The sequence below is a fragment of the Brachybacterium sp. 107 genome, assembly GCF_052379725.1.
GTDB lineage: Bacteria > Actinomycetota > Actinomycetes > Actinomycetales > Dermabacteraceae > Brachybacterium.
This window is the reverse complement of sequence record NZ_JBQSYW010000013.1, coordinates 17,535-37,339: the sequence shown is the minus strand read 5'-3', so window position 1 is coordinate 37,339 and position 19,805 is coordinate 17,535. Positions and strand designations below refer to the sequence as shown.

Here is a 19,805-nt window from a genome sequence, read left to right as displayed (position 1 = left end):
CCCCGGCGCCGACGGGATCAGCGGAGCGGTCAGTCGTCCGAGACGGTGACCGTGACCTCGATGTTGCCGCGGGTGGCGTTGGAGTACGGGCACACCTGGTGCGCGGTGTCGGCGAGCTCCTGCGCCTGCTCGTGCGGCAGGTTGGGGATGACGACCTCGAGCTCGACGGCGAGCTGGAAGCCGCCGTTCTCGTCGGGGCCGATGTGCACGCGGGCGCCGACGGTGGAGTCGGTGACGTCGGCCTTGGCCTTGCCGGCCACCAGGGTCAGCGCCGAGTGGAAGCAGGCGGCGTAGCCGGCGGCGAACAGCTGCTCGGGGTTCGCGCCCTTGCCGGAGCCGCCCATCGCGGCCGGGGTCGCCATGTCGAGGTCGACGGCACCCTCGACAGTGCGCACGTGGCCGTCGCGTCCCGAGCCGGTGGACAGGGATTCTGCGGTGTAGAGAGTCTTCATGATGTCTTCTCCTCTGATGCCGATGCGGGTCGGCGGGTGGCCCCGGCGGGTGCGCCGGGGAGCTGGGGCGGGACGACGTCGCGGATCGACCGGGTGAGGTCCTGCAGCGTGGAGATCAGCGCCTGCGCCTCCTGAAGGCTGCCGATCCCGGTGCCCTCGGCGATGCAGGCGGGGACGTGGGAGAGCTGATCACGCAGGTCCTCGCCGTGCTCGGTGGGCGACACGGTGACCACTCGCTCATCGGGACCGCCGCGTCGGCGCACGACCACCCCGGCCGTCTCCATGCGTCGCAGCATCGGCGAGAGGGTCCCGGAGTCCAGCTGGAGCGCCTCTCCCAGCGCCGAGACGCTCTGCTCACCCTCGGACCACAGCATCACCAGCACGAGGTACTGGCCGTAGGTGAGCCCCCAGGGCTCGAGCAGCGCCCGGTAGGCCTGGGTGGTGGCGCGCGAGGCCGCGTAGAGAGCGAAGCACACCATCTCGTCCGTCGTCGTCATGCGCCCATCGTGGCACCCCATCAAGTTGTGCACAACCGAGTTGTGCACACGTCACATCATCCAGGCACCGGGCGGGGTGCCCGCTCAGGCCACGCGCACCTGCTCGCGATGGCGGCGATGAAGCTCATCCCGGGTGCTCCAGCCGCTGAACAGCCCGGCTCCGAGCTCGAGGTGGCGCCCGGCGGCGAGGGCGCCGAGCGCGACCCCGTCGTAGCCCAGGCGGTTCAGCAGGGCGGCGACCACGTCGGCCGCGCGGGAGTCATCCGCGGCGACCGCGATCGCCCGGCGTCGCGGATGCCCGGAGTCCCGGCCCTGATCCTCGACGTCGTGATAGCCGATGTGGTTCAGCGCCTTCACGACGCGGGAGCCGGTCAGGTGCGTGGCGAGCAGCTCGCTCGTCGAGAGCTCATCGCGCAGGTCGCCGGCCCCGAGACGAGCGGCGGCCACCGCGCGGGCGTCGGCCTCGCCCCAGGGGTTGGTGGCGTCGATGACGATCGCGCCGCGCAGCACCTCCGGATCGATCGCCAAGGCCACGTGCAAGGGCACGGTGAGCGCCACGACGTCACAGGTCATCGCGAGATCCTCGGCGTCCACGGGGAGCGCGCCGGGGAGCTTCGCGGCGATCACGGGGGCAGCGGCGCGGCCCGCGACCTGGACCTCGAGGCCTCCGCGCAGCGCGGTGCGGGCCAGGGCCGTGCCGATCTTGCCGGGACCGAGGATCCCCAGGCGCGGCGCCGTCAGGGCACGGGGCAGCGGATCGCTCAGCGCCGGGTCGCCCGGAGCAGCACACCCTGCGAGGCTCGGGGCAGCGGGCACCACGCCCCGCGGCGCGGCCTGCCCGGGCAGGGTGAGCGCCGCGTCCAGGATCTCCCGGGCCAGGGCGTCGTTGCGGCGGTGGCAGGGCGCGTTGGTGCGGGGGCGGGCGAAGGCGCCGATGGGCAGCTCGGAGGTCCAGGGGCCCACCGCCCAGAGCCCCTCGTGCGCGGTGCCGTCGGGCGCGATGACCCGGTATCGCGCATCGACCTCGAGCGTGCCGGCCGCCGCGGCGGATTCGCGCCCCACGGCGCTCTCCCCCGCGACCAGATCCCGCAGCAGCGGGTTCGTGGACTCCACGAGCGACGGCTCCGGCAGGAAGGCATCGACCAGGGCGGTGGCGGAGACCTGCACGCCGGCGCCGCGTGCCACGAAGCGCCCGGTGACGTCGTCCGCGGTGACGCGGGTGCGCGGGCCGAGGAAGCGCACGACGCCTGCGCGCTCGAGCGCGAGCAGCTGATGGAGGCGGTGCGGGGGCGGGCCGGAGTCCACGAAGCTGAACAGCGAGTGCCACCAGTGCGGATAGTCGCCGCGCGAGGACTCCCGCAGCCGACTGGCGGGCAGCTGATCCACGAGCACTCCGTGCAGGCGCAGCAGCAGCTGGAACAGCGCCCGGGCGGAGCTCACGTCGCCCTGGGTGCGGGAGCGCAGATCGTGCTCGATGTGGCGGATCACGGCGTCGCGGGTGGCCTGCTCCGAGACATCCTCACCGAGCCGGGCCAGCGGATCATCGAGCCAGGCCAGGGGATCCTCCCCCGGCTGAGCGCGCGGGGCATCGGGCACCCAGCGGGCCACCTCGGCGGCGATCAGGGGCACCACGTCGGCCCGGAAGTCCAGGCGTCCGTGGGCGTCCTCCCGCTCCCGGAGCTTCTCGGCGGTGACGTGCACGAGGTCGCCGGGCCCGGCAGGATCACCCTCGCCGCGGACCTTCGAGTGATACGGCACGCCGCGGCGCGAGCCGACCCAGAGCCGGGGCTCACGACCGGAGGGCCGGTACTCCACGCGATCCGGGTCCCCCGGCGACGGTGCGGGCTCGAACCGGCCGCCGCGCCCCTGCGTGAGCAGCGCCATGAGGTCGATGAAGCCCAGGCCCATGCCGCGCACGATCGTCTCCTGACCGGCGGCGAGCTGGTCGAGATGGGCATCGCCGGCCTGCGAGGGTGCCAGATAGGCGCCGCCGTGGCGGCGGGCGAAGGCGGCGAGCTCATGGCGCGCGGCCGACGGGCGGGAGTCGGTGTGGCCGGCGGCGAGCACGAGCAGGTCGGCGTGGAGCGGTGCACGCTCGTCGAGCTCGACGCTCCAGTGCGCAGGCCCACGTCGGCGCACGGCGGTCGCCGTCGTGCGGTGCACCGTGACGGTGACGGTCGCCGGCAGGGCCGCGAGCACCTGCCCGAAGAACCATTCGAGGTACAGCGCCTGCACCCGGCGGCTGGCGAAGCTGGTGGCCACGAGGGCGTCGATCTCCGCGAGGCGATCCGTACCGGCGGTCGGCGCGGCGATCGTGCCGCGGCGGATCCCGTCGGCCCACTGGGCCAGCGAGGGCCCTGCGACGACCGGGCCGTCACAGTCCACGGTGTCGTCGGTGAAGATCGAGACGTCGGCCGCGCGCGAGTTCATCAGCAGCAGCGGGCTCTCGGTCGCGCGCCAGATGCGCCCGGCGCCGGGCATGTGCGGATCCACGATGTCCACGTGCAGCCCGGTGCGCGCCAGCTGCGCGGCCTGCTCGGGCAGCGCGGCGCTCGCGCCGAGGCGTTCGAGCACGCCGATCGCTCGCGGTCCGCCGCCGACGATCACGAGGCGGGTGCTCGCGAGGCTGTTCCGAGAGGTCATCAGGGGATCCCTTCCGAAGCTGTATCTGTGTCGCACTGTGACGACCCATAGCCGCCGCCTTGCATGTCCATTAGGTTCGCTTATACCGTCGGGCAGTGCAAGCCATGTCCGCCCTCGCGTTCATGCATCGTCACGGAAGGCACCTCATGACCTCCTCCGCCGTCTCCGAAGAGACCGCACGCCACGTCCCCCAGGCAGCCGGTACCGCTGCCACCGGGCACGCCTCGGCGACCGGAGCGGACCCCATGTCGTGCCAGCCCGCCCCGATCCCTGCCGAGGACCTCTCGCATCTGCGGGTGGTGCCGGCCCGCCATCCGGGCCGCGTGGTCCTCGCGGTCGCCGTCGGCCTCCTGGTGGCCGTCGTCGCGTACTCCTTCGTGACCAATCCGCGCTGGGAGTGGGGCGTGGTCGCCCAGTGGTTCCTCGCCGAATCGATCCTCCGCGGCCTGCTGGAGACCCTGAAGCTCACGGTCCTCGCCGGCGCGGTCGGGTTCACCCTGGGGCTGATCCTCGCTCTCATGCGCCTGTCCCCCTCCGGACTGATCTCCGGGGTGGCCTGGACGTTCTCGTGGATCTTCCGGTCCACGCCGCTGCTGGTGCAGCTGCTGCTCTGGTACAACCTCGGCTACCTCTACGAACGCGTGACCCTGGGCATCCCGCTCACGGACATCACCCTCGTCGACGCCCGCACCAGCGACCTCATGACCCCGATGCTCGCCGCGATCCTGGGGCTCGGCCTGCACCAGGCGGCCTATGCGGCCGAGCTCATCCGCGGCGGGATCCTCTCCGTGGACCAGGGGCAGCTGGAGGCGGCGGGCGCGCTCGGCATCCCGGCCCGCGACCGCTCCCTGCGGATCGTGCTGCCCCAGGCGATGCGGGCGATCCTGCCCACCGCGTTCAACGAGATCATCGGCCTGGTCAAGGGCACCTCGATCGTCTACGTGCTGGCCCACGCCGAACTGTTCTTCACCATCCAGCTGATCTACGGACGCACCCAGGAGGTGCTGCCGATGCTGCTGGTCGCGACCCTCTGGTACGTCGTGATCACCTCGCTGCTCTCGATCGGGCAGTACTACATCGAGCGCCACTACGCGAAGGGCGCCGTGCGGAACCTGCCGCCGACGCCGCTGCAGAGCCTGCGCGCCCGGTTCGCCCGCCGTTCCACCCCGACGGGAGCCGTCGCATGAGCATCCTCGACCGCCTGCGGGGGCGCGGCATCTCGCGCCCTCACCTCATCCCGGAGATCGGATCCGATTCCGAACCGGCCCTCCGATTCTCCGAGGCGGATCGGCACGCCACGGAGCCTCCTGCTCACGCACCCTCCGCGCGCCCCGCTGCCCGCTCACGCGGCGGGCTCGTCGAGATCCGCGGCGTGCACAAGTCCTTCGGGGACCTCGAGGTGCTGCGCGGCATCGACCTGCAGATCGCTCCCGGCTCGGTCACGGCCGTGCTGGGCCCCTCCGGTTCCGGCAAGTCGACCCTGCTGCGCACGATCAACCACCTCGAGACCCTGGATCAGGGCCTGATCAGCGTGGACGGCGAGGTCATCGGGTACCGCCGTGAGGGCGACCTGCTGCACGAGCTGCCCGAGCGCGAGGTGCTCCATCAGCGCACCGCGATCGGGATGGTGTTCCAGAGCTTCAACCTGTTCGCCCACATGACGGCGCTGCAGAACGTCACCGAGGCTCCGCGTCGGGCGCTCGGCGTGCCTGCCCGTCAGGCCGAGGCGCGGGCCCGCGAGCTCCTCGCCCTGGTGGGGCTCTCGGACAAGGCGGACGTGTATCCGCGCCAGCTCTCCGGCGGCCAGCAGCAGCGGGTGGCGATCGCCCGGGCCCTGGCCCTGGAGCCGAAGGTGCTGCTGTTCGACGAGCCCACCAGCGCGCTGGACCCCGAGCTGGTCGAGGAGGTGCTCGCGGTGATCCGGTCCCTCGCTCGGGCCGGCACCACGCTCGTGATCGTCACCCACGAGATCTCCTTCGCCCGGGACGTGGCGGACACGGTCGTGTTCATGGATCAGGGGCTGGTCGTCGAGCAGGGGCCCCCGTCCCGCGTGATCGACCATCCCGCCCACGAGCGCACCCGGTCCTTCCTGCAGCGCGTGCGCACCGGCACGGAGGATCCGGACCTCCGCCCGGCACCGGCCCCGGCGTCCCCCGCGCAGCAGCCCGTCTCCGGTGCCGCTCCCGAGCGGACGGCCCCGCCCGGCGATCTCGCCGGCGTCGGCTCCTCCCATCCCCCCGTCATCGGCGCGGACCAGGCCACCAGCCGCACCCCGCTCCCCCGTCATCACTCCGAGGACCACTCATGACCCGTTCCCGCTTCCTCTCAGGCCTCCCGTCCCGTCGCGCCGTCACGACCGCGGGCCTGCTGCTGCCCGTCGGCCTGCTCGCCGCCTGCTCCGATCCGGTGCCCACCGCGTCCGCCGGGGGCACCGTCTCCGACGGCGGCTCCGGAGCGTCCGACGGGGGCGGCTCGGGCGCCGGTCCCATCGACACCTCGGGCAGCCAGGACCTGATCCGGGCTTCTGCCGACGCGGAGGCCGCCGCCCTGCTGCCCGCCGAGATCGCCGAGTCCGGTGTGCTGCGCGTGGGGATCAACGGCACCAGCGCCGCCCCGCTGTCGTTCCTGGCCGACGACAACCAGACCTACATCGGCTCCGAGATCGACATCGCCCGGATCGTCGCCGACAAGCTCGGCCTCGAGTTCGAGCTGAATCTGACCACCTGGGAGAACTGGCCGCTCAAGCTCGAGGCCGGGGAGTTCGACGTGGTGCACGCCAACATCGGCATCAACGCCGAGCGGCTGCAGAAGTTCGACTTCGCCTCCTACCGGGCGGCGTACATGTCCTTCCTCGCGAAGAAGGGCGCCGACTTCTGGCTCGAGGACGCCGACTCCCTCAGCGGGCGCATCATCGCCGTGGGCAATGCGACCAACCAGGAGCGGATCCTCACCGACTGGAACGCGGAGCTCGAGGCCGCCGGCAAGGAGCCGGCCGAGCTGAAGAACTACTCGACCGACGCCGACACCCTGCTGGCCCTCGGCTCCGGCCGGGTCGACGGCTATCTCTCCCCCTTCGCCTCGCTCTCCTTCGTGGCCTCGCGCCGCGACGACATGGAGCTGCAGGGCAAGATCAACGCCGGCTGGCCCGACGAGACGCTGGTCGCGGGCACGTTCCCCGCCGGCAGCGGTCTCGCCGAGCCCTATGCGGCCGCGCTGAACGCCCTCATCGAGGACGGCACCTACGCCCAGGTGCTCGAGCGCTGGCAGCTGACCGAGGAAGCCGTGACCACATCCCGCGCCCACACCCAGGAGAACCCGTGAACGCCGCTCACCTGACCCGCCGCACCCTCGCGGGTGCCGGGCTGCTGCTGCCCGTGGGTTTGCTCGCGGCCTGCTCCGATCCGCTCCCCGAGGCGCAGGCCGTGGGTGCGGGCTCTGGTTCTGATTCCGGTTCCGGTTCCGGTTCCGGTTCCGGTTCCGGTTCCGGTTCCGGTTCCGGTTCCGCAGCCTCCGACGGCGGAGGCGCCCCGGCGACCGGACGGCTCGACACCTCGGGCACGCAGGAGCTCATCCGTTCCACCGCCGATGCCTCGATCGCCGCGCTGCTGCCGCCCGAGATCGCTGAGTCCGGCGTGCTCCGGGTGGGCATCGGGAGCCAGAGCTTCGCCCCGCTCTCCTTCCTCGCGGACGACAACGAGACCTACATCGGATCGGAGGTGGACACCGCCCGCCTGGCCGCGGACAAGCTCGGCCTCGATCTCGAAACCTGGCTGACCAGCTGGGACAACTGGCCGCTCAAGCTCGAGGCCGGCGATCTCGACGTGGTCCACTTCAACGTCGGTGTGAACGCCGAGCGCCTGGAGAAGTTCGACTTCGCCTCGTATCGCGCGGCGTACGTCGCCTTCCTCGTGCAGAAGGGCGCGGATCTCCGCCTCGAGGATGCCGACTCGATCAGCGGGAGGATCATCGCCGTCAGCGCCGCTTCCAACCAGGAGCGGATCCTCATCGACTGGAACGCCGAGCTCGAGGCCGCGGGGAAGGCGCCGGCGACCTTGAAGAACTACTCGTCCAGCGCTGACACCCTGCTCGCCCTCGGCTCGGGCCGGGTGGACGCCTCGTTCGGCCCCTATGCGACCCAGACCTTCATCGCCTCCCGGCGTGACGACGTCGAGGTGCAGGGCCGGGTCGAGGAGGGATGGCCGGACAAGACCCTCATCGCGGCGACGTTCGATCGCGGCAGCGGGCTCGCCGACCCGTATGCCGCGGCGCTCAACGCCGTGATCGCCGACGGCACCTACGCCCAGGTGCTCGAGCGCTGGAACCTCGCCGACGTGGGGCTCCCCGAAGCACGCGTCCACACGAAGGAGAAGCCATGACCACCACCGCCTCCCACCTCGGCGCCCACCGCGCCGACACCCAGAGCACCAGCACCCAGAGCGTCGATACCTTGAGCGTCCAGGAACAGCGCCCGGGCCTGCCCGTCCTCGCCGTGGACCTCGTCGCCGAGCCCAGCCTGCTGGGCCACCTCGCAGACCGTGCGCGCGAGCTCGAGCAGGCAGGGGTCGGCGCCCTCACGCTCAGCGACGGCGGGCTCCACCCCATCCATGTCGCCTCCCACCTGGCTCCGCTCACCGACGCCATCGCGCTGCTGCCGCGCACCGACGCCGTCTACGTGGAGCCGTTCCACCTGGCCACGCAGCTGATGAGCCTGGACCACATCAGCCACGGCCGTGCCGGCTGGCTGCTCACGGCGGAGACCGACCCGACGGTGGCCGCGACCGTCGGCCGCACCACGCTGGGCCTGGAGGCGACCGCCCGCGAGGCGGCCGACGTGCTCGAGGCCTCGCGGCTGGTGTGGGACTCCTGGGCCGAGGACGCCGTGGTGCGCGATACCGACCGGGGTGTGTACGTGGACGCCGCGCGCCTGCAGTACGCCGATTTCGAGGGCGAGTCCTTCGCGGTGCGCGGGCCGGCGATCACCCCGCGCTCCCCGCAGGGCCTGCTCCCGGTGCTGATCGCCGATGCGGACCGCGCCGCCGTCGGCGAGCGCGTCGCGACCGAGCTGGCCGATGGGCGCGTGCTCGACCTCGATGTGTCCACGGGCGCCCGCCCCGACGCCGTCGAGCGGGCGCTGGCCGAGGATGCCGGTCCCGCCGTGCGCCTGGTGCGCCTGGTGGGTCTGGACCTGGAGGCCGATCCGCTGGGCACCGTGGCCGAGCTCTCCGCCGCCCTGCGGGAGCGCGGGCTGCTCGCCGCGGCCCCGTCGGCCGGGCAGAGCCTGCGTGACCAGCTGGGCCTGCCCGTCGCGGCCCGTGCCGCCGATCCTGCGCGTCGCTCCGACCGCGCCCGTCTGAACTCCGAGGACCTCGCATGAGCACCACCGCCCCGTTCCGCCCCGCCGCCGACACCGAGCTGTCCGCCGAGGCCGCCGAGCTCTCGGCCGAGGCCGCGGCCCTGGCCACCGGACCCGCCGAGCACCCGATCCACCCCGCGCACACCCCCACCGGGCAGCTGTCCTTCGGGGCGTTCTTCCAGGGCGTGAACTCCTCGACCATCTGGCGACTGCCCCAGAGCGGTGACCAGGTGGCCTGGGAGTCCTTCGAGGCGCTGGTGCGCACCGCCGAGCGCGGGAAGTTCGCGGCGTTCTTCCTGGGTGAGGGGCTGCGGCTGCGGGAGCACCGCGGCGTGCCCCTGGAGTTCGACGTGGCCGGGCGTCCCGATGCGCAGGCCCTGCTCGCGGCGCTGGCGGCGGTCACGGACCAGATCGGGCTGGTCGCCACCCAGAACACCACCTACAACGACCCCGTGGACCTCGCCCGCCGGTTCCAGACCCTCGATCTGCTCTCGGGCGGCCGGGCCGGCTGGAACGTCGTGACCACGGACAACGCGTGGACCGGGGAGAACTTCCGGCGCGGCGGCTATCTCGACCACGCGGACCGCTACGTGCACGCCGAGGCGTTCGTGGAGGTCGCCCAGCAGTTCTGGCGCGGCGAGCAGATCGAGCACGACGGCGCCCACTACTCGGTGCGCGCTCAGGGCGATCTGCCCCGTTCCGCGCAGGGCCGGCCGGTGCTGTTCCAGGCCGGGGCCTCCCCCGCCGGGCAGGACTTCGCCGCCCGCACGGCGGACGTCATCTTCTCCCCGCACGGCAGCCTCGAGGCGGCGGTCGACTTCCGCCGCAGCATCGCCGAGCGCACCGTCGCGGCGGGTCGCGACGCGAACAGCGTGAAGATCCTCCCGGGCGCGGAGGTGGTGCTCGCGCCCACCGAGAAGGAGGCCGACGAGAAGATCCGCTGGGTGCGCGACCTGCAGGTGGGCCCCGAGCAGGCGATCGCCCTGCTCGAGCAGTACTGGGGCCGGGACCTGTCGGACTTCGATCCCGAGGGGCCTCTTCCCGACGTCGAACCGGAGGTCGTGGAGTCCGGCGTGACCCGCGGGGCCGGCTTCCAGTTCGCCAAGGCCCAGGAGCTCACGCAGCAGTGGCGCGAAGAAGCCGCGGAGAAGGGCCAGTCGATCCTCGAGTTCGCCCGGGTCAAGGCCGGTTCCCGCCGCGGCACCTTCAGCGGCAGCTACGACGCGGTCGCCGATCGTCTCGTGGAGTTCGCCCGGCTGGGAGCGATCGACGGCCTGAACATCACCCCGTGGCTCATCCCCTCAGGCCTGGACGACATCGTGGACCACCTCATCCCCCGCCTGCAGGAGCGCGGCGTGTACCCGACCGACTACGCCGGCTCGACGCTGCGGGAGAACCTGGGGCTGCCGCCGGTCTGAGTCGCCGCGTGCGCAGGGTAGGCGTAGGCAAGCGAGGGCTCCGTGGGCAGCTCCAGCCTTCGGGCTAGCCCTGTCTGCCCGCCTGCGACTCAGGAGGGATCGACCATGAGTCGCAGGCGGACAGAACGCGCGCCGGATGCGCCCAAGCTCGCTACCGCGCATCCTGCAGCACAACGAACCGATCACGATTCCCCATCCCTCGCCCGCGTTTCGCCCTTTCGCACAACGTTTGTCGGCGCTGCGGAGCACACTCAAGAAGATGAGGCGACGCCGAGCCGCCCCCGAGCTTCCGGAGTACAGAATGACGAACGATATTGACGTGATCAGCGACGAAGATGGACTCGCCGTGCTGGGCGCACCCGGAGACGTCGACGCGTTTCTGACGTCGTTCGGCTTCGAGTCGACCGAGCTCGAGCTCCACCGACTCGGCCCGTCGTACAAGGCCTCAGCGGGCGTGCTCAACGCCGGTGCGGGAATCATGGCGAACTCCGGCCGCTGGATGAAGCTCACGTCGGAATCGTTCGCCGCATCGAAGGCTCTGCCGCTGGTCAAGAACGCGGCCACAGGGAACTTCCACGCCACTCTTCGCGCCTCCGGGGGCCAGTTCGCCAAGAATATGCAGTTCGTCGCGGGGCCGACGGCCCTGCTCAACCCTGCGGTACTCGCCGGAGCTTCGGCGATCATGGCGCAGATGGCCATGCAGGAGGCGATCGAGGAAGTCGGCGAGTACCTCGCAGTCATCGACGAGAAGGTCGACGACATCCTGCGTGCGCAGAAGGACTCGGTGCTCGCCGACATGATCGGCGTGGACCTCATGGTCGAGGAGGCAATGACCGTCCGCGACGAGGTCGGGCGAGTTTCGGAAGTGACCTGGTCCAAGATTCAGACCTCAGGGCTGACGATCGCGACCACCGAGGCCTATGCGCTGCGGCAGATCAACGGACAAGCGGAGAAGGTCGAGAAGGCGAGCGTCTCCGAGCTGGCCGCGACGGCGAAGGTCGCCGAGACCACAGTGCGCGAGTGGCTCGCTGTACTCGCGCGATGCGTCCAGCTGCAGGATGCGCTGTCCGTCCTCGAGCTCGACCGCGTACTCGACAGCTCGCCGGGCGACCTCGACCGGCACCGTCTTGGTCTCCGTGCGGCACGGGCGAAGCGTCTCGCGTTGATCCACCGCACCACGGAAGAGCTGCTCGATCGCATGAACACGACCATTCGACGGGCAAACACGAAGGTCCTGCTGTCCCCTCGACCGGCTCGCGCCGCAGTCAACTCCAGCAACCTCGTCGTCGGCCGTGTGCTGGACTTCCAGACTGCCCTGGAGATCGAGGACGGTCACGACTCTGCTAAGGCGAAGCGCTGGCGGGCGGCCGCCGGGGAGATGCGCGACAAGGTCGTCAAGACCGGGGCGGACAGTGCTGGCGCAGCATTCCAGTTCGGCGGCGACACTGCAGGCCGTGTCCGTTCCGGGGCCGGCAGGCTGTCGAATGGCGCGCGCGCGTTCCGCGAAGCAGTCCGTCACGAGGGGACCAGACCGGCCGATGAGGCGTCAGGCGAGCAGGCAACGGAGGAGAAGACTCAGTAGTTCGACCTTCCGCCTGTGCAGCCTGCACGCAACGGGAATATCCGGGGCACCGCAGGCCTGAGCGGTGTGCCTCAACCCATAAGCAGGGCTTGCCACCCGGGCCTACCATGGAGGTATGGATCCTCGTCGCCTGCTCATCTTCCGCACCGTCGTGCGCAACGGCTCGATCGGTGCCGGCGCGCGCGAGCTGGGCTGGACCCAGCCGGCCGTCTCCCAGCACCTCGCGGCGCTCGAGAAGGAGGTGGGCACCCAGCTGCTGCTGCGCTCCTCCTCCGGGATCACGCCCACCGAGGCCGGCGGCCGGCTCGCCGCGCACGCCGAGGCGATCGCGGCCCAGCTGCACGCCGCCGAGGAGGAGCTCGCGGACATCACGGCGCTGCGTCGCGGCACTGTGAAGTTCGGGACCTTCCCGTCGGCCGCCGCCGTGCTGCTGCCGCCGGTGCTGGCGAACCTGGGGACGACGGCCCCCGATCTCGAGGTCACCTTCTCCGAGCTCGAGCCGCCGGATGCGATCCCGGCCGTGCGCGAAGGCGCCCTCGACCTCGCCCTGGTGTTCCGCTACCCGTGCAGCGACATCGACGACGAGGGCACCCTGGAGTGGACCCCGCTCCTGGAGGATCGCGTGATGGCCGTGCTGCCGCGCGAGCATCCCCGCGCCGAAGATCCGGACCTGACGTTGGCGGACCTGGCCGAGGATCCATGGATCGCGGGCTGCGAGCGCTGTCGGGCGAACCTGCTCAGCAGCGCCCGTCGGGCGGGCTTCGTGCCGAAGATCCGCCACTCCACCGACGATTCGATCGTGGTGCAGCGCCTGATCGTGCACGGCGGCGGCGTCGCCCTGATGCCGGAGACCGCACTCGAGGCCGCTCCCCCGACCGACGACGTCGTGGTGCGCCACCTGCCGGACCTCGATGACCGCATGATCGGTCTGATCAACCGTCGCGGGGCCCTGTCGATCCCGGCCGTCGGCGCCCTGCGCGATGCGCTCGTGGCCGAGACCAACACCCGGCTGTCGACCGCGGCGATGATCTGAGCGTCCGGCCCGCGCAACGCACCCGGTGCATCGTAAGTATCTAGTGCACTCGGTGCATCGTGAGCTTCCGGTGCACCCGGCGCATCTGCCGCGCTCAGCGAGCACCTCTACCCTGGACCCATGACCAGCCCTGATACTTCCGGCCCTGCGCCTGCACCCCGCGCCCGTGCCCCGCTCTCGGCGTGGTTGCGGCCGGCTCTGCTGCTGGTGGGCGGGCTGATCGCGGCCGGCCTGCTGGTGCTGGCGCAGCAGCGGATCGCCGCCGTGGCGGTCGTGCTGTTCTCGCTGTTCATGGCGTACTGGACGAGCCCGCTGCACGCCGGGCCGCACACTCCGCTCGCCACCGCGCTGCGCCGTCGCGGCGATGACGTGGCGATCGTGCTGTGGGCGCCGGGCAACGCCCTCTCCGCCCGGCTGCAGACCGCGATCCGCAGCCCCCGGGAGGACGTGATCTGGGTGAACGTCTACCAGGATCCGGCCGCCCAGCAGTTCCTCGCAGAGCACGGCGGGGCCGAGGCCGTGCCGCTCGTGATCGTCGGCGAGGAGATCACTCCCGCGGCGAGCGTCGTGCAGCTGCTGGACGCCCAGGCCGAGGGTCGGGAGCGCGCCAAGGGTGGGGACCAGCCCGAGGGAAACTCACCGTAACGCCGTATCCAGTGGCGCCTGGCGTACAGGCTGCCTCTCTAGGGGCGAGGCTGCACACCACGCGCCAGTGGGCACGACTGCCGGAACAGCGCCCGATGCACCCCCGTGACCGACGCCGGAACAGCGCCCGATGCACCTCGAAGACCGACGCCGGACCGACCCTCGCCTCAGGCGCCGGGCAGCTCGCCGATCGAGACGGACCACTCCCGCGCGCTGCGATCGATGATCACGCCCTCGCGCAGGAAGGGGTCGCCGTCGAGGGCGGCCAGCGCACCCTCCTCGGAGTCGGCGCGCACGACCAGCAGACCGCCGGGGGTGCCGGTGAACGGCCCTGCCAGCAGCAGGGTTCCAGCGGCGAGGAGCTCGCGCAGGTGATCGCGATGCTCCGGCCGCACGGCCTGCGTCTTCTCGGCGTCGTCGGTGTAGGTGTACTGCACGGCGAAGAGGGCCATGGTCGCTCCTGAGGTCGAGGGTGCGGCCGACGACGGACGACATCGGCGCAGATCTGTTCGACATCGTGCCGCATGCAGGCGCCGCGCGGCGCACACGTCCATGTCTCCTCCATGCCTCCGAGACCGACTCTTTACTTTTCCGGATTTACGGATAATCTGAAGGAGTCGTCGTACCGGAGAGGGGCACCATGGCTCAGGACTCACCTGCCGATCCGTTGCTCGCCCGCCTCGAGGCGCTCGAGATGCGGGTGCACGAGCTCGAGGACCGCGCCCCGAGCACTCCCCCGTCGGCCCCGACCTCCGCACCGGAAGGCGCCGAGAGCAGCAGAGCCAGCGACGCCGTCGGATCCACCGATGACGCGGATCCGTTCTGGGCCCTGACCGCCCTCACGGCGCGCGAACCCTCCCCCGGCGCCGTGGTGTTCGCGGGCGCCGTCGACGTCGGGCTCGGACACCTCGAGTACCAATGGGGCCGACCCGTCGAGCACCTGCTGGCCGCCGACTGGGCGGAGCACGCCGAGCCCGTCGCGGCGCTCGGTCATCCGCTGCGCCTGGCGATCCTGCGCCGCCTCCTGGACGGCGAGCACACCGTCGCGCAGATCGTCGACGCGCTCGAGCTGGGCTCCACCGGCGTCGCCTACCACCACCTCTCCGCCCTGCAGAGCGGCGGCTGGGCGACGTCCCCGCGCCGCGGCAGCTGGAGCATCCCCGCCTCCCGGGTGGTCCCGTTGCTGGCGATCATCACCGCCCTCGAGAAAGGATGACCATGAGCTCACCGCTCGACGACCAGCCGTCCGACCCTCACCTCGCCGATCCTGCGCCGACGACGACCCCGCCGTCCCGGGCCACCACACGCCGCACCGCACTCGCCGGCGCCGCCGGAGCAGGCGCGATCCTCGCCCTCAGCGGGCTCGCCGCGGGCCCTCGCCCGGCTCGACTCGGAGACGTCCACGGCGACGCGGAGCTCGCCGCCGCGCTGCGCCCGCACCTCGGCGGCCATCGCCACGTCTCCGCCGTCGTCACCGACGGGGACCAGCAGCGATTCGCCGGCTTCGGGGCCGACGAGACCACGGAGTTCGAGATCGGCTCCGTCACCAAGACCTTCACCGGCGCGCTCCTGATGGACGCCGTCGACCGCGGCGAGGTCTCCCTGGAGACCACCGTCGCCGAGATCCTCGGCGAGCGAGCCGCCGGCTCCGAAGCGGCCGACGTGACCCTCGCCGAGATCGCCTCGCAGTCCTCGGGGCTGCCGCGGCTGCCTCTGACGAGAGTGCTTGCCAGCTTGCCGATCAACTTCCTGCGCAAGGACCCCTACTCCGGCTCCTCGGTCGACGGGGTGATCGACGCCGCTCTGGATGCGTCGCTCTCCGATCGCGGGGAGTACGCCTACTCGAATCTCGGGGTCGCCTTCCTCGGCCAGCTGCTCGCCGCGCCGACCGGCGTCAGCTGGCAGGAACTCCTGCGCTCCCGCCTGCTCGACCCGCTGGGGATGACGTCGACGAGGGCCCCGTTCCGCCTCGACGAGATCGGGGCCGACGCCCCGCGGGGCCATGGCCGATCGGGGCTCTCCGCCGGCGCCTGGACCATGCACGGCTATGGTCCGGCGGGCGGGATCCGCTCCACCGGGCACGACATGGCGCTCTACCTCGCGTCGATGCAGGACGGCTCCAATCCGGGGGCCGCCGGCCTGGAGCCCCTGGTCGAGCGCGGCGAGGACAGCGCGGTCGGGATCGTGTGGAGCCTGCGTACCACCGACGCCGGGGAGTCCCTCGTCCAGCACAACGGCATGACCGGTGGATTCGCGGCGTTCTGCGGGTTCAACCAGGACTCCGGCCGCGGGGTGGTGCTGATGACGGATTCCGCGCTCTCCCCGGACGACCTCGGGGTCGGGATCCTCGACGGGAGCGTTTCGCTGTGAACCTGCTCCTCACCCTTGTCGTCCCCCTGTTCCTCCTGGTGATGATGGTCCCCGCGGCCGTCGCCCAGCTGCGGCATTGGACGCATCCGGGCCGGGTGGTGCTCGAGGCGTGCGGCGCGGGAGTGCTGCTCATCGTCGCCTCGCTGGTGCTCCCGATCACGGGGTGGATGGCGATCGCCTGGTGGGCGGTGCTGGCGCTGTGCGCCGCCGGCGCGGGGGTGGCGACGTGGCGCACCTGGCACCGTCCGGCTCCGACGGCCGAGGGCCTGACCGGGCGGGCCGCGGTCAACGCCCATCCGGTCGGCGCCCGATCCCTCGTCGCTAATGTGGCGATATGGCTGGTCGCCGCTCTCGTCGCCCTCGTCGGCGGCTGAGCGTCGAGCCGCGAGCCACCGCTGACGTCCGATGTCGTGCCGGGATGTCCGCGCGGGTCCGTCTACTCTGACCTCATGTCGAATCCCCCCGTGCCCGGAGCCCCGCAGGACCCCGCGTACTCGTCCGACGCCTCCCAGCAGGTCGGGCCGGTGCCGCCGCAGGCCTGGGCGGTGCACCCCGCGGCCCACGAGATGCGCCCGGAGCACTTCCCGACCACCGTCGGCCGGGACGGGCGGATCGCCTGGTCGCTCGGGCTCCTCGGACTGCTGGGGATCCCTGGGCTCTCGATCCTCGCCCCCTCGCTCGCGATGCTGATCACCGGGCTGCTCCAGCGGAGGAAGAACCCGGTGGCGCGGTCGGTGGGCACCCGTGCGGCGATCTTCGCAGCGGTCTCCCTGCTCGCGACGATCCTGTTCTTCACCTTCCTGCTCGGCATCCTCCTGCCGCTGGTCGAGGCAGGTGTCGTCGCCGACAATGCCCTGTGGCCCGCGTTCATCATGGTCCCGCTCGGCGTGTGGGTGGTGATCGCCGGACCGATCACCTGCCTCGTGATGGGAATCGTCGGCCTCGCGAAGCCGGTGAGCCGGGAGAAGGCGCAGCGGCTGTACGCCCGCGCCGGGCGCTGAGCGCGTACAGCCGAGCCGGGCGCTGACTCTGCCCCTGACCCTGCCCCGCACTGAATCTCAGCTCGCGCGGGGCCCGGTCCTCTCACCCGCGGATCGGCAGCCAGTCCAGGACATCCTGGATGCCCTGGTCCCAGAACTCCCAGGCGTGGTCGCCGGGGCGCAGTCGCGAGGTGAGGTCCACGCTGTGCTGCTCGGCGGTGTCGATGAAGCGCCGGTTCTGCTCGAGCAGGCCGTCCTCGGTGCCGCAGTCCAGGAACAGCGCGGGCAGCGACTGCGGGTCGACGGAGCCGACCAGGCCGAGCAGGTCATCGGCGGTGCCCGCGAGATCGCGATCCCCCCAGATGCGCGGAGCCAAGGCCGCATCACGGGCGCTGAGGTCCATCGAGAGCAGGTCGATCGCGCCGGAGAGGCTCGCGGCGGCGGCGAAGCGATCCGGATGGTTCAGAGCCAGCTTGAACGCGCCGAACCCTCCCATGGACAGGCCCGCCACGAAGGTGTCCTCGCGGGCGGTGGACACGTGGAAGGTGCGCGCGACCAGCTCCGGGAGCTCCTCGGAGACGTAGGTCCAGTACTTCTCCCCCGCCTCCTCGTCGCAGTAGAAGGAGCGCCGCACCTCCGGCATCACCACGGCGATGCCCTTCTCGGTCGCATACCGCTCGATCGAGGTGCGGCGCTCCCAGATCGTGCAGTCGTCGCTGAGTCCGTGCAGGAGGTAGAGCACCGGCACGCCGTCGCCCGGGGCCTGGCCGGCGTCGGCCCCCTCCATGCCGATCCCGGAGGCGGCCTGCGGCATCAGCACCACCATCGAGGTGCCCATGCCGAGGGACTCGGCGAAGAAGTCGGTGCGCATACGGATCATCGGTGATCACTCCAGAGGTCGACGGGCGCCGCAGGAGAGAATGGCGCAGTGCCCATTGAAGCAGTGCCCCTCGACCACGTCCCGCCTACGATGGGCGCATGAACACGACTGCGCCGTCCGCACCGAGCTGGATCCGCGACGCGATCTGCTGGCAGGTCTACCCGCTGGGCTTCTGCGGCGCACCCCAGCACCGCGAGGACCTGGGCGGGGAGGGCTACGGCGGCGCCGACGGCGAGAACGTCGTGCACCGGCTGCGACGCCTGACCGGATGGCTCGACCATCTCGTGGGCCTCGGCGCGAACGTGCTGATCCTCAACCCGATCTTCGACTCCGTCTCCCACGGCTATGACACGCTCGACCATCGCCGCCTCGATCCGCGCCTGGGGAACGACGCGGACTTCGACGCGCTGATCGCGGCCTGCCGGGAGCGGGGCATCCGCCTCGTGCTCGACGGCGTGTTCAACCATGTCTCCGATCAGCATCCGGTGGCCCGTCGGGCGATCTCCACCGGGCCGGGCAGCCCCGAAGGTGCCCACATCCGCTGGTCCGGGGACCAGCCCTACGGCTTCGAGGGCAACGCCGACCTGGTGGAGCTGGAGCTCGGCGACTCCGTGGTGCAGGACGCGATCGTGGACATCATGTGCCTGTGGCTGGACCGCGGGGTCGACGGCTGGCGGCTGGATGCGATGTACGCCGCGGGGGTCGACGCCTGGGCCCCGATCATCCAGCGCGTACGCGCCGCGCACCCCGACGCGTGGATCCTCGGCGAGGTCATCCACGGCGACTATCCCGCGTTCGCCGCGGCCTCCGGCGCGGACTCGGTCACCCAGTACGAGCTGTGGAAGGCGATCTGGTCCGCGCTGCGCGACGGGAACCTCTTCGAGCTCGCCCATGCGCTGGGTCGCCACCAGGAGTTCCTCGAGGCCGACGGGGGCGCGCACCCGCTGACCTTCGTGGGCAACCACGACACCACCCGCATCGCCTCCCAGCTCACCGACGGCCGGGACCTCGCCGCCACCTACGCCCTGCTGGCGCTGCTGCCCGGCATCCCCGCCGTCTACGCGGGAGACGAGTTCGGGGCCACCGGCGTCAAGGAGGAGCGACCCGGCGGCGACGACGCGGTGCGCCCGTCGTTCCCCGAGGACCCTGCCGAGTCCGCCGCCGGAACCCATCCTGTCGTGCTGCGCCCCGAGGCCTCCCCGAGGATCCTCGAGGTGCACCAGCGACTGCTCTCCCTGCGCCGGCGCGAGCCCTGGCTCGCCGAGGCGAGCGTCGTGGTGCGCGAGGAGTCCCTCGAGAACACCTACGCCGAGATCGTGCTGAGCCCCCGTGGCGACGAGGACAGCGCCGACGGCGGCGAGCACTCCGCGCTCACCCTCGTGCTGAACCTCGGCGACGAGAACCGGCCCGCTCCCGGCGAGGTGGTGGAGTCCGTCAGCGGCGCCGACATGCTCGACGGCGTGGGCCCGGCGGCACCGGGCGTGGTGCCCGCGCACGGCATCGCCGTGGTGCGGTGACGGGCTGCTCTGCTTCAGAGTCCGCACACCGGCCCGGCGTAGGCTCCCGGCCATGAGCATCACGATCAAGCCTGCCGAATCCGTCAACACCGCCTCCGTCGTCACCGCCGGACTGATCGGCGGCTGGCTGACCGCCCGCGAGACCGGGATCCGTCCGCTGGGCGGCGTGGTGCTCGCCGCGGCCGGGATCTACGCCGGGCGCACCTGGCTGGCCCGTCGCGGGGCCGGGACCACGGCCGTGCTCGGCGCGACCTACGTGCTCGGCTTCGGCCTCTCGCACCCGCTCGCGAAGAAGATCGGCTCCTGGCCGGCAGTGCTCACCGTGACCGCCGCGACCGCCAGCGCCGCAGCGCTGCTCTCCGACGCCGCCTACAGCGAGTGGAGCCCGGTCGAACCGGCCGACGAGGCCTGAGACGCCCCCGCCCCACTCGGCTG

At 71.8% G+C, this 19,805-nt stretch carries 19 protein-coding genes and 1 pseudogene; 15 read left to right on the top strand and 5 right to left on the bottom strand.

Annotated features, from left to right (window positions below; translation table 11 throughout):
* Nucleotides 1-29: 29 nt before the first annotated feature.
* The 3 genes from ACT3UL_RS13865 to ACT3UL_RS13855 all read right to left on the bottom strand — a co-directional run bounded on the left by ACT3UL_RS13865 (nucleotide 30) and on the right by ACT3UL_RS13855 (nucleotide 3,592).
* Nucleotides 30-452, bottom strand: coding sequence for an organic hydroperoxide resistance protein (locus tag ACT3UL_RS13865; protein ID WP_444578836.1), 423 nt, complete (start codon nucleotides 450-452; stop codon nucleotides 30-32).
* Nucleotides 449-949, bottom strand: coding sequence for a MarR family winged helix-turn-helix transcriptional regulator (locus ACT3UL_RS13860; RefSeq protein WP_444578835.1), 501 nt, complete (start codon nucleotides 947-949; stop codon nucleotides 449-451). Before ACT3UL_RS13860 ends, ACT3UL_RS13865 begins: the two co-directional genes overlap by 4 nt.
* 84 nt (nucleotides 950-1,033) lie before the next feature.
* Nucleotides 1,034-3,592, bottom strand: a complete 2,559-nt coding sequence (locus ACT3UL_RS13855; protein ID WP_444578834.1) for an FAD/NAD(P)-binding protein — start codon at nucleotides 3,590-3,592, stop codon at nucleotides 1,034-1,036.
* 146 nt (nucleotides 3,593-3,738) lie between these two features.
* On the opposite strand from ACT3UL_RS13855, the gene ACT3UL_RS13850 reads away from it, so the two are divergent.
* The 9 genes and pseudogenes from ACT3UL_RS13850 to ACT3UL_RS13810 all read left to right on the top strand — a co-directional run bounded on the left by ACT3UL_RS13850 (nucleotide 3,739) and on the right by ACT3UL_RS13810 (nucleotide 13,623).
* Nucleotides 3,739-4,779 carry an amino acid ABC transporter permease gene (locus ACT3UL_RS13850; protein WP_444578833.1) on the top strand — a complete coding sequence of 347 codons (1,041 nt, stop codon included), beginning with the start codon at nucleotides 3,739-3,741 and terminating at the stop codon, nucleotides 4,777-4,779.
* A gap of 176 nt (nucleotides 4,780-4,955) precedes the next feature.
* A pseudogene (locus tag ACT3UL_RS13845) lies at nucleotides 4,956-5,693 on the top strand (amino acid ABC transporter ATP-binding protein); the annotation flags it as partial.
* A gap of 203 nt (nucleotides 5,694-5,896) precedes the next feature.
* A complete protein-coding gene (locus ACT3UL_RS13840; RefSeq protein ID WP_444578832.1) occupies nucleotides 5,897-6,913 on the top strand; it encodes a transporter substrate-binding domain-containing protein in 1,017 nt (338 codons plus the stop codon).
* On the top strand, nucleotides 6,910-7,968 hold the full coding sequence (locus tag ACT3UL_RS13835; RefSeq protein WP_444578831.1) for a transporter substrate-binding domain-containing protein: 1,059 nt from the start codon (nucleotides 6,910-6,912) through the stop codon (nucleotides 7,966-7,968). The genes ACT3UL_RS13840 and ACT3UL_RS13835 overlap by 4 nt, the downstream gene beginning before the upstream one ends.
* Complete coding sequence (locus ACT3UL_RS13830) at nucleotides 7,965-8,966, top strand: LLM class flavin-dependent oxidoreductase (protein ID WP_444578830.1); 1,002 nt, start codon at nucleotides 7,965-7,967, stop codon at nucleotides 8,964-8,966. The genes ACT3UL_RS13835 and ACT3UL_RS13830 overlap by 4 nt, the downstream gene beginning before the upstream one ends.
* On the top strand, nucleotides 8,963-10,363 hold the full coding sequence (locus ACT3UL_RS13825; protein ID WP_444578829.1) for an LLM class flavin-dependent oxidoreductase: 1,401 nt from the start codon (nucleotides 8,963-8,965) through the stop codon (nucleotides 10,361-10,363). Before ACT3UL_RS13830 ends, ACT3UL_RS13825 begins: the two co-directional genes overlap by 4 nt.
* A 136-nt stretch (nucleotides 10,364-10,499) precedes the next feature.
* Complete coding sequence (locus ACT3UL_RS13820; protein ID WP_444578828.1) at nucleotides 10,500-11,945, top strand: hypothetical protein; 1,446 nt, start codon at nucleotides 10,500-10,502, stop codon at nucleotides 11,943-11,945.
* 115 nt (nucleotides 11,946-12,060) lie between these two features.
* On the top strand, nucleotides 12,061-12,978 hold the full coding sequence (locus ACT3UL_RS13815) for a LysR family transcriptional regulator (RefSeq protein WP_444578827.1): 918 nt from the start codon (nucleotides 12,061-12,063) through the stop codon (nucleotides 12,976-12,978).
* Nucleotides 12,979-13,098: 120 nt separating this feature from the next.
* Nucleotides 13,099-13,623 carry a hypothetical protein gene (locus ACT3UL_RS13810; RefSeq protein WP_444578826.1) on the top strand — a complete coding sequence of 175 codons (525 nt, stop codon included), beginning with the start codon at nucleotides 13,099-13,101 and terminating at the stop codon, nucleotides 13,621-13,623.
* 167 nt (nucleotides 13,624-13,790) lie between these two features.
* Here the strand turns inward: ACT3UL_RS13810 and ACT3UL_RS13805 are convergent, their stop codons facing one another.
* Nucleotides 13,791-14,075, bottom strand: coding sequence for a YciI family protein (locus tag ACT3UL_RS13805; RefSeq protein WP_444578825.1), 285 nt, complete (start codon nucleotides 14,073-14,075; stop codon nucleotides 13,791-13,793).
* A 188-nt stretch (nucleotides 14,076-14,263) separates the two neighbouring features.
* Between ACT3UL_RS13805 and ACT3UL_RS13800 the strand changes: the two genes are divergently transcribed.
* The 4 genes from ACT3UL_RS13800 to ACT3UL_RS13785 all read left to right on the top strand — a co-directional run bounded on the left by ACT3UL_RS13800 (nucleotide 14,264) and on the right by ACT3UL_RS13785 (nucleotide 16,994).
* Nucleotides 14,264-14,839 (top strand): helix-turn-helix domain-containing protein, encoded by a 576-nt coding sequence (locus ACT3UL_RS13800; RefSeq protein WP_444578824.1) that lies wholly within the window; start codon nucleotides 14,264-14,266, stop codon nucleotides 14,837-14,839.
* A 2-nt stretch (nucleotides 14,840-14,841) separates the two neighbouring features.
* Complete coding sequence (locus tag ACT3UL_RS13795) at nucleotides 14,842-15,993, top strand: serine hydrolase domain-containing protein (RefSeq protein ID WP_444578823.1); 1,152 nt, start codon at nucleotides 14,842-14,844, stop codon at nucleotides 15,991-15,993.
* Nucleotides 15,990-16,367: a hypothetical protein gene (locus ACT3UL_RS13790; RefSeq protein WP_444578822.1), complete on the top strand. Its 378-nt coding sequence runs from the start codon at nucleotides 15,990-15,992 to the stop codon at nucleotides 16,365-16,367. Before ACT3UL_RS13795 ends, ACT3UL_RS13790 begins: the two co-directional genes overlap by 4 nt.
* Nucleotides 16,368-16,442: 75 nt before the next feature.
* Nucleotides 16,443-16,994, top strand: a complete 552-nt coding sequence (locus ACT3UL_RS13785) for a hypothetical protein (protein ID WP_444578821.1) — start codon at nucleotides 16,443-16,445, stop codon at nucleotides 16,992-16,994.
* A gap of 82 nt (nucleotides 16,995-17,076) precedes the next feature.
* Here ACT3UL_RS13785 and ACT3UL_RS13780 read toward each other — a convergent pair whose 3' ends face one another.
* Nucleotides 17,077-17,853 (bottom strand): alpha/beta hydrolase, encoded by a 777-nt coding sequence (locus ACT3UL_RS13780; RefSeq protein WP_444578820.1) that lies wholly within the window; start codon nucleotides 17,851-17,853, stop codon nucleotides 17,077-17,079.
* Between the two features lie 98 nt (nucleotides 17,854-17,951).
* Between ACT3UL_RS13780 and ACT3UL_RS13775 the strand changes: the two genes are divergently transcribed.
* The gene (locus ACT3UL_RS13775) at nucleotides 17,952-19,370 is read left to right on the top strand and encodes an alpha-amylase family glycosyl hydrolase (protein WP_444578819.1); all 1,419 of its coding nucleotides are present in this window, start codon (nucleotides 17,952-17,954) and stop codon (nucleotides 19,368-19,370) included.
* A gap of 52 nt (nucleotides 19,371-19,422) precedes the next feature.
* Complete coding sequence (locus tag ACT3UL_RS13770) at nucleotides 19,423-19,782, top strand: hypothetical protein (RefSeq protein WP_444578818.1); 360 nt, start codon at nucleotides 19,423-19,425, stop codon at nucleotides 19,780-19,782.
* Nucleotides 19,783-19,805: the final 23 nt, after the last annotated feature.

Excerpts from the sequence above, each read along its gene's own strand:
- ACT3UL_RS13785 (WP_444578821.1), top strand. The coding sequence starts at position 16,443 with ATGTCGAATCCCCCCGTGCCCGGAGCCCCGCAGGACCCCGCGTACTCG.
- ACT3UL_RS13825 (WP_444578829.1), top strand. The coding sequence starts at position 8,963 with ATGAGCACCACCGCCCCGTTCCGCCCCGCCGCCGACACCGAGCTGTCC.
- ACT3UL_RS13780 (WP_444578820.1), bottom strand. The coding sequence starts at position 17,853 with ATGATCCGTATGCGCACCGACTTCTTCGCCGAGTCCCTCGGCATGGGC.
- ACT3UL_RS13805 (WP_444578825.1), bottom strand. The coding sequence starts at position 14,075 with ATGGCCCTCTTCGCCGTGCAGTACACCTACACCGACGACGCCGAGAAG.
- ACT3UL_RS13795 (WP_444578823.1), top strand. The coding sequence starts at position 14,842 with ATGAGCTCACCGCTCGACGACCAGCCGTCCGACCCTCACCTCGCCGAT.
- ACT3UL_RS13840 (WP_444578832.1), top strand. The coding sequence starts at position 5,897 with ATGACCCGTTCCCGCTTCCTCTCAGGCCTCCCGTCCCGTCGCGCCGTC.
- ACT3UL_RS13770 (WP_444578818.1), top strand. The coding sequence starts at position 19,423 with ATGAGCATCACGATCAAGCCTGCCGAATCCGTCAACACCGCCTCCGTC.
- ACT3UL_RS13850 (WP_444578833.1), top strand. The coding sequence starts at position 3,739 with ATGACCTCCTCCGCCGTCTCCGAAGAGACCGCACGCCACGTCCCCCAG.
- ACT3UL_RS13800 (WP_444578824.1), top strand. The coding sequence starts at position 14,264 with ATGGCTCAGGACTCACCTGCCGATCCGTTGCTCGCCCGCCTCGAGGCG.
- ACT3UL_RS13855 (WP_444578834.1), bottom strand. The coding sequence starts at position 3,592 with ATGACCTCTCGGAACAGCCTCGCGAGCACCCGCCTCGTGATCGTCGGC.
- ACT3UL_RS13775 (WP_444578819.1), top strand. The coding sequence starts at position 17,952 with ATGAACACGACTGCGCCGTCCGCACCGAGCTGGATCCGCGACGCGATC.
- ACT3UL_RS13830 (WP_444578830.1), top strand. The coding sequence starts at position 7,965 with ATGACCACCACCGCCTCCCACCTCGGCGCCCACCGCGCCGACACCCAG.
- ACT3UL_RS13815 (WP_444578827.1), top strand. The coding sequence starts at position 12,061 with ATGGATCCTCGTCGCCTGCTCATCTTCCGCACCGTCGTGCGCAACGGC.
- ACT3UL_RS13860 (WP_444578835.1), bottom strand. The coding sequence starts at position 949 with ATGACGACGACGGACGAGATGGTGTGCTTCGCTCTCTACGCGGCCTCG.
- ACT3UL_RS13820 (WP_444578828.1), top strand. The coding sequence starts at position 10,500 with ATGCGCCCAAGCTCGCTACCGCGCATCCTGCAGCACAACGAACCGATC.
- ACT3UL_RS13810 (WP_444578826.1), top strand. The coding sequence starts at position 13,099 with ATGACCAGCCCTGATACTTCCGGCCCTGCGCCTGCACCCCGCGCCCGT.
- ACT3UL_RS13865 (WP_444578836.1), bottom strand. The coding sequence starts at position 452 with ATGAAGACTCTCTACACCGCAGAATCCCTGTCCACCGGCTCGGGACGC.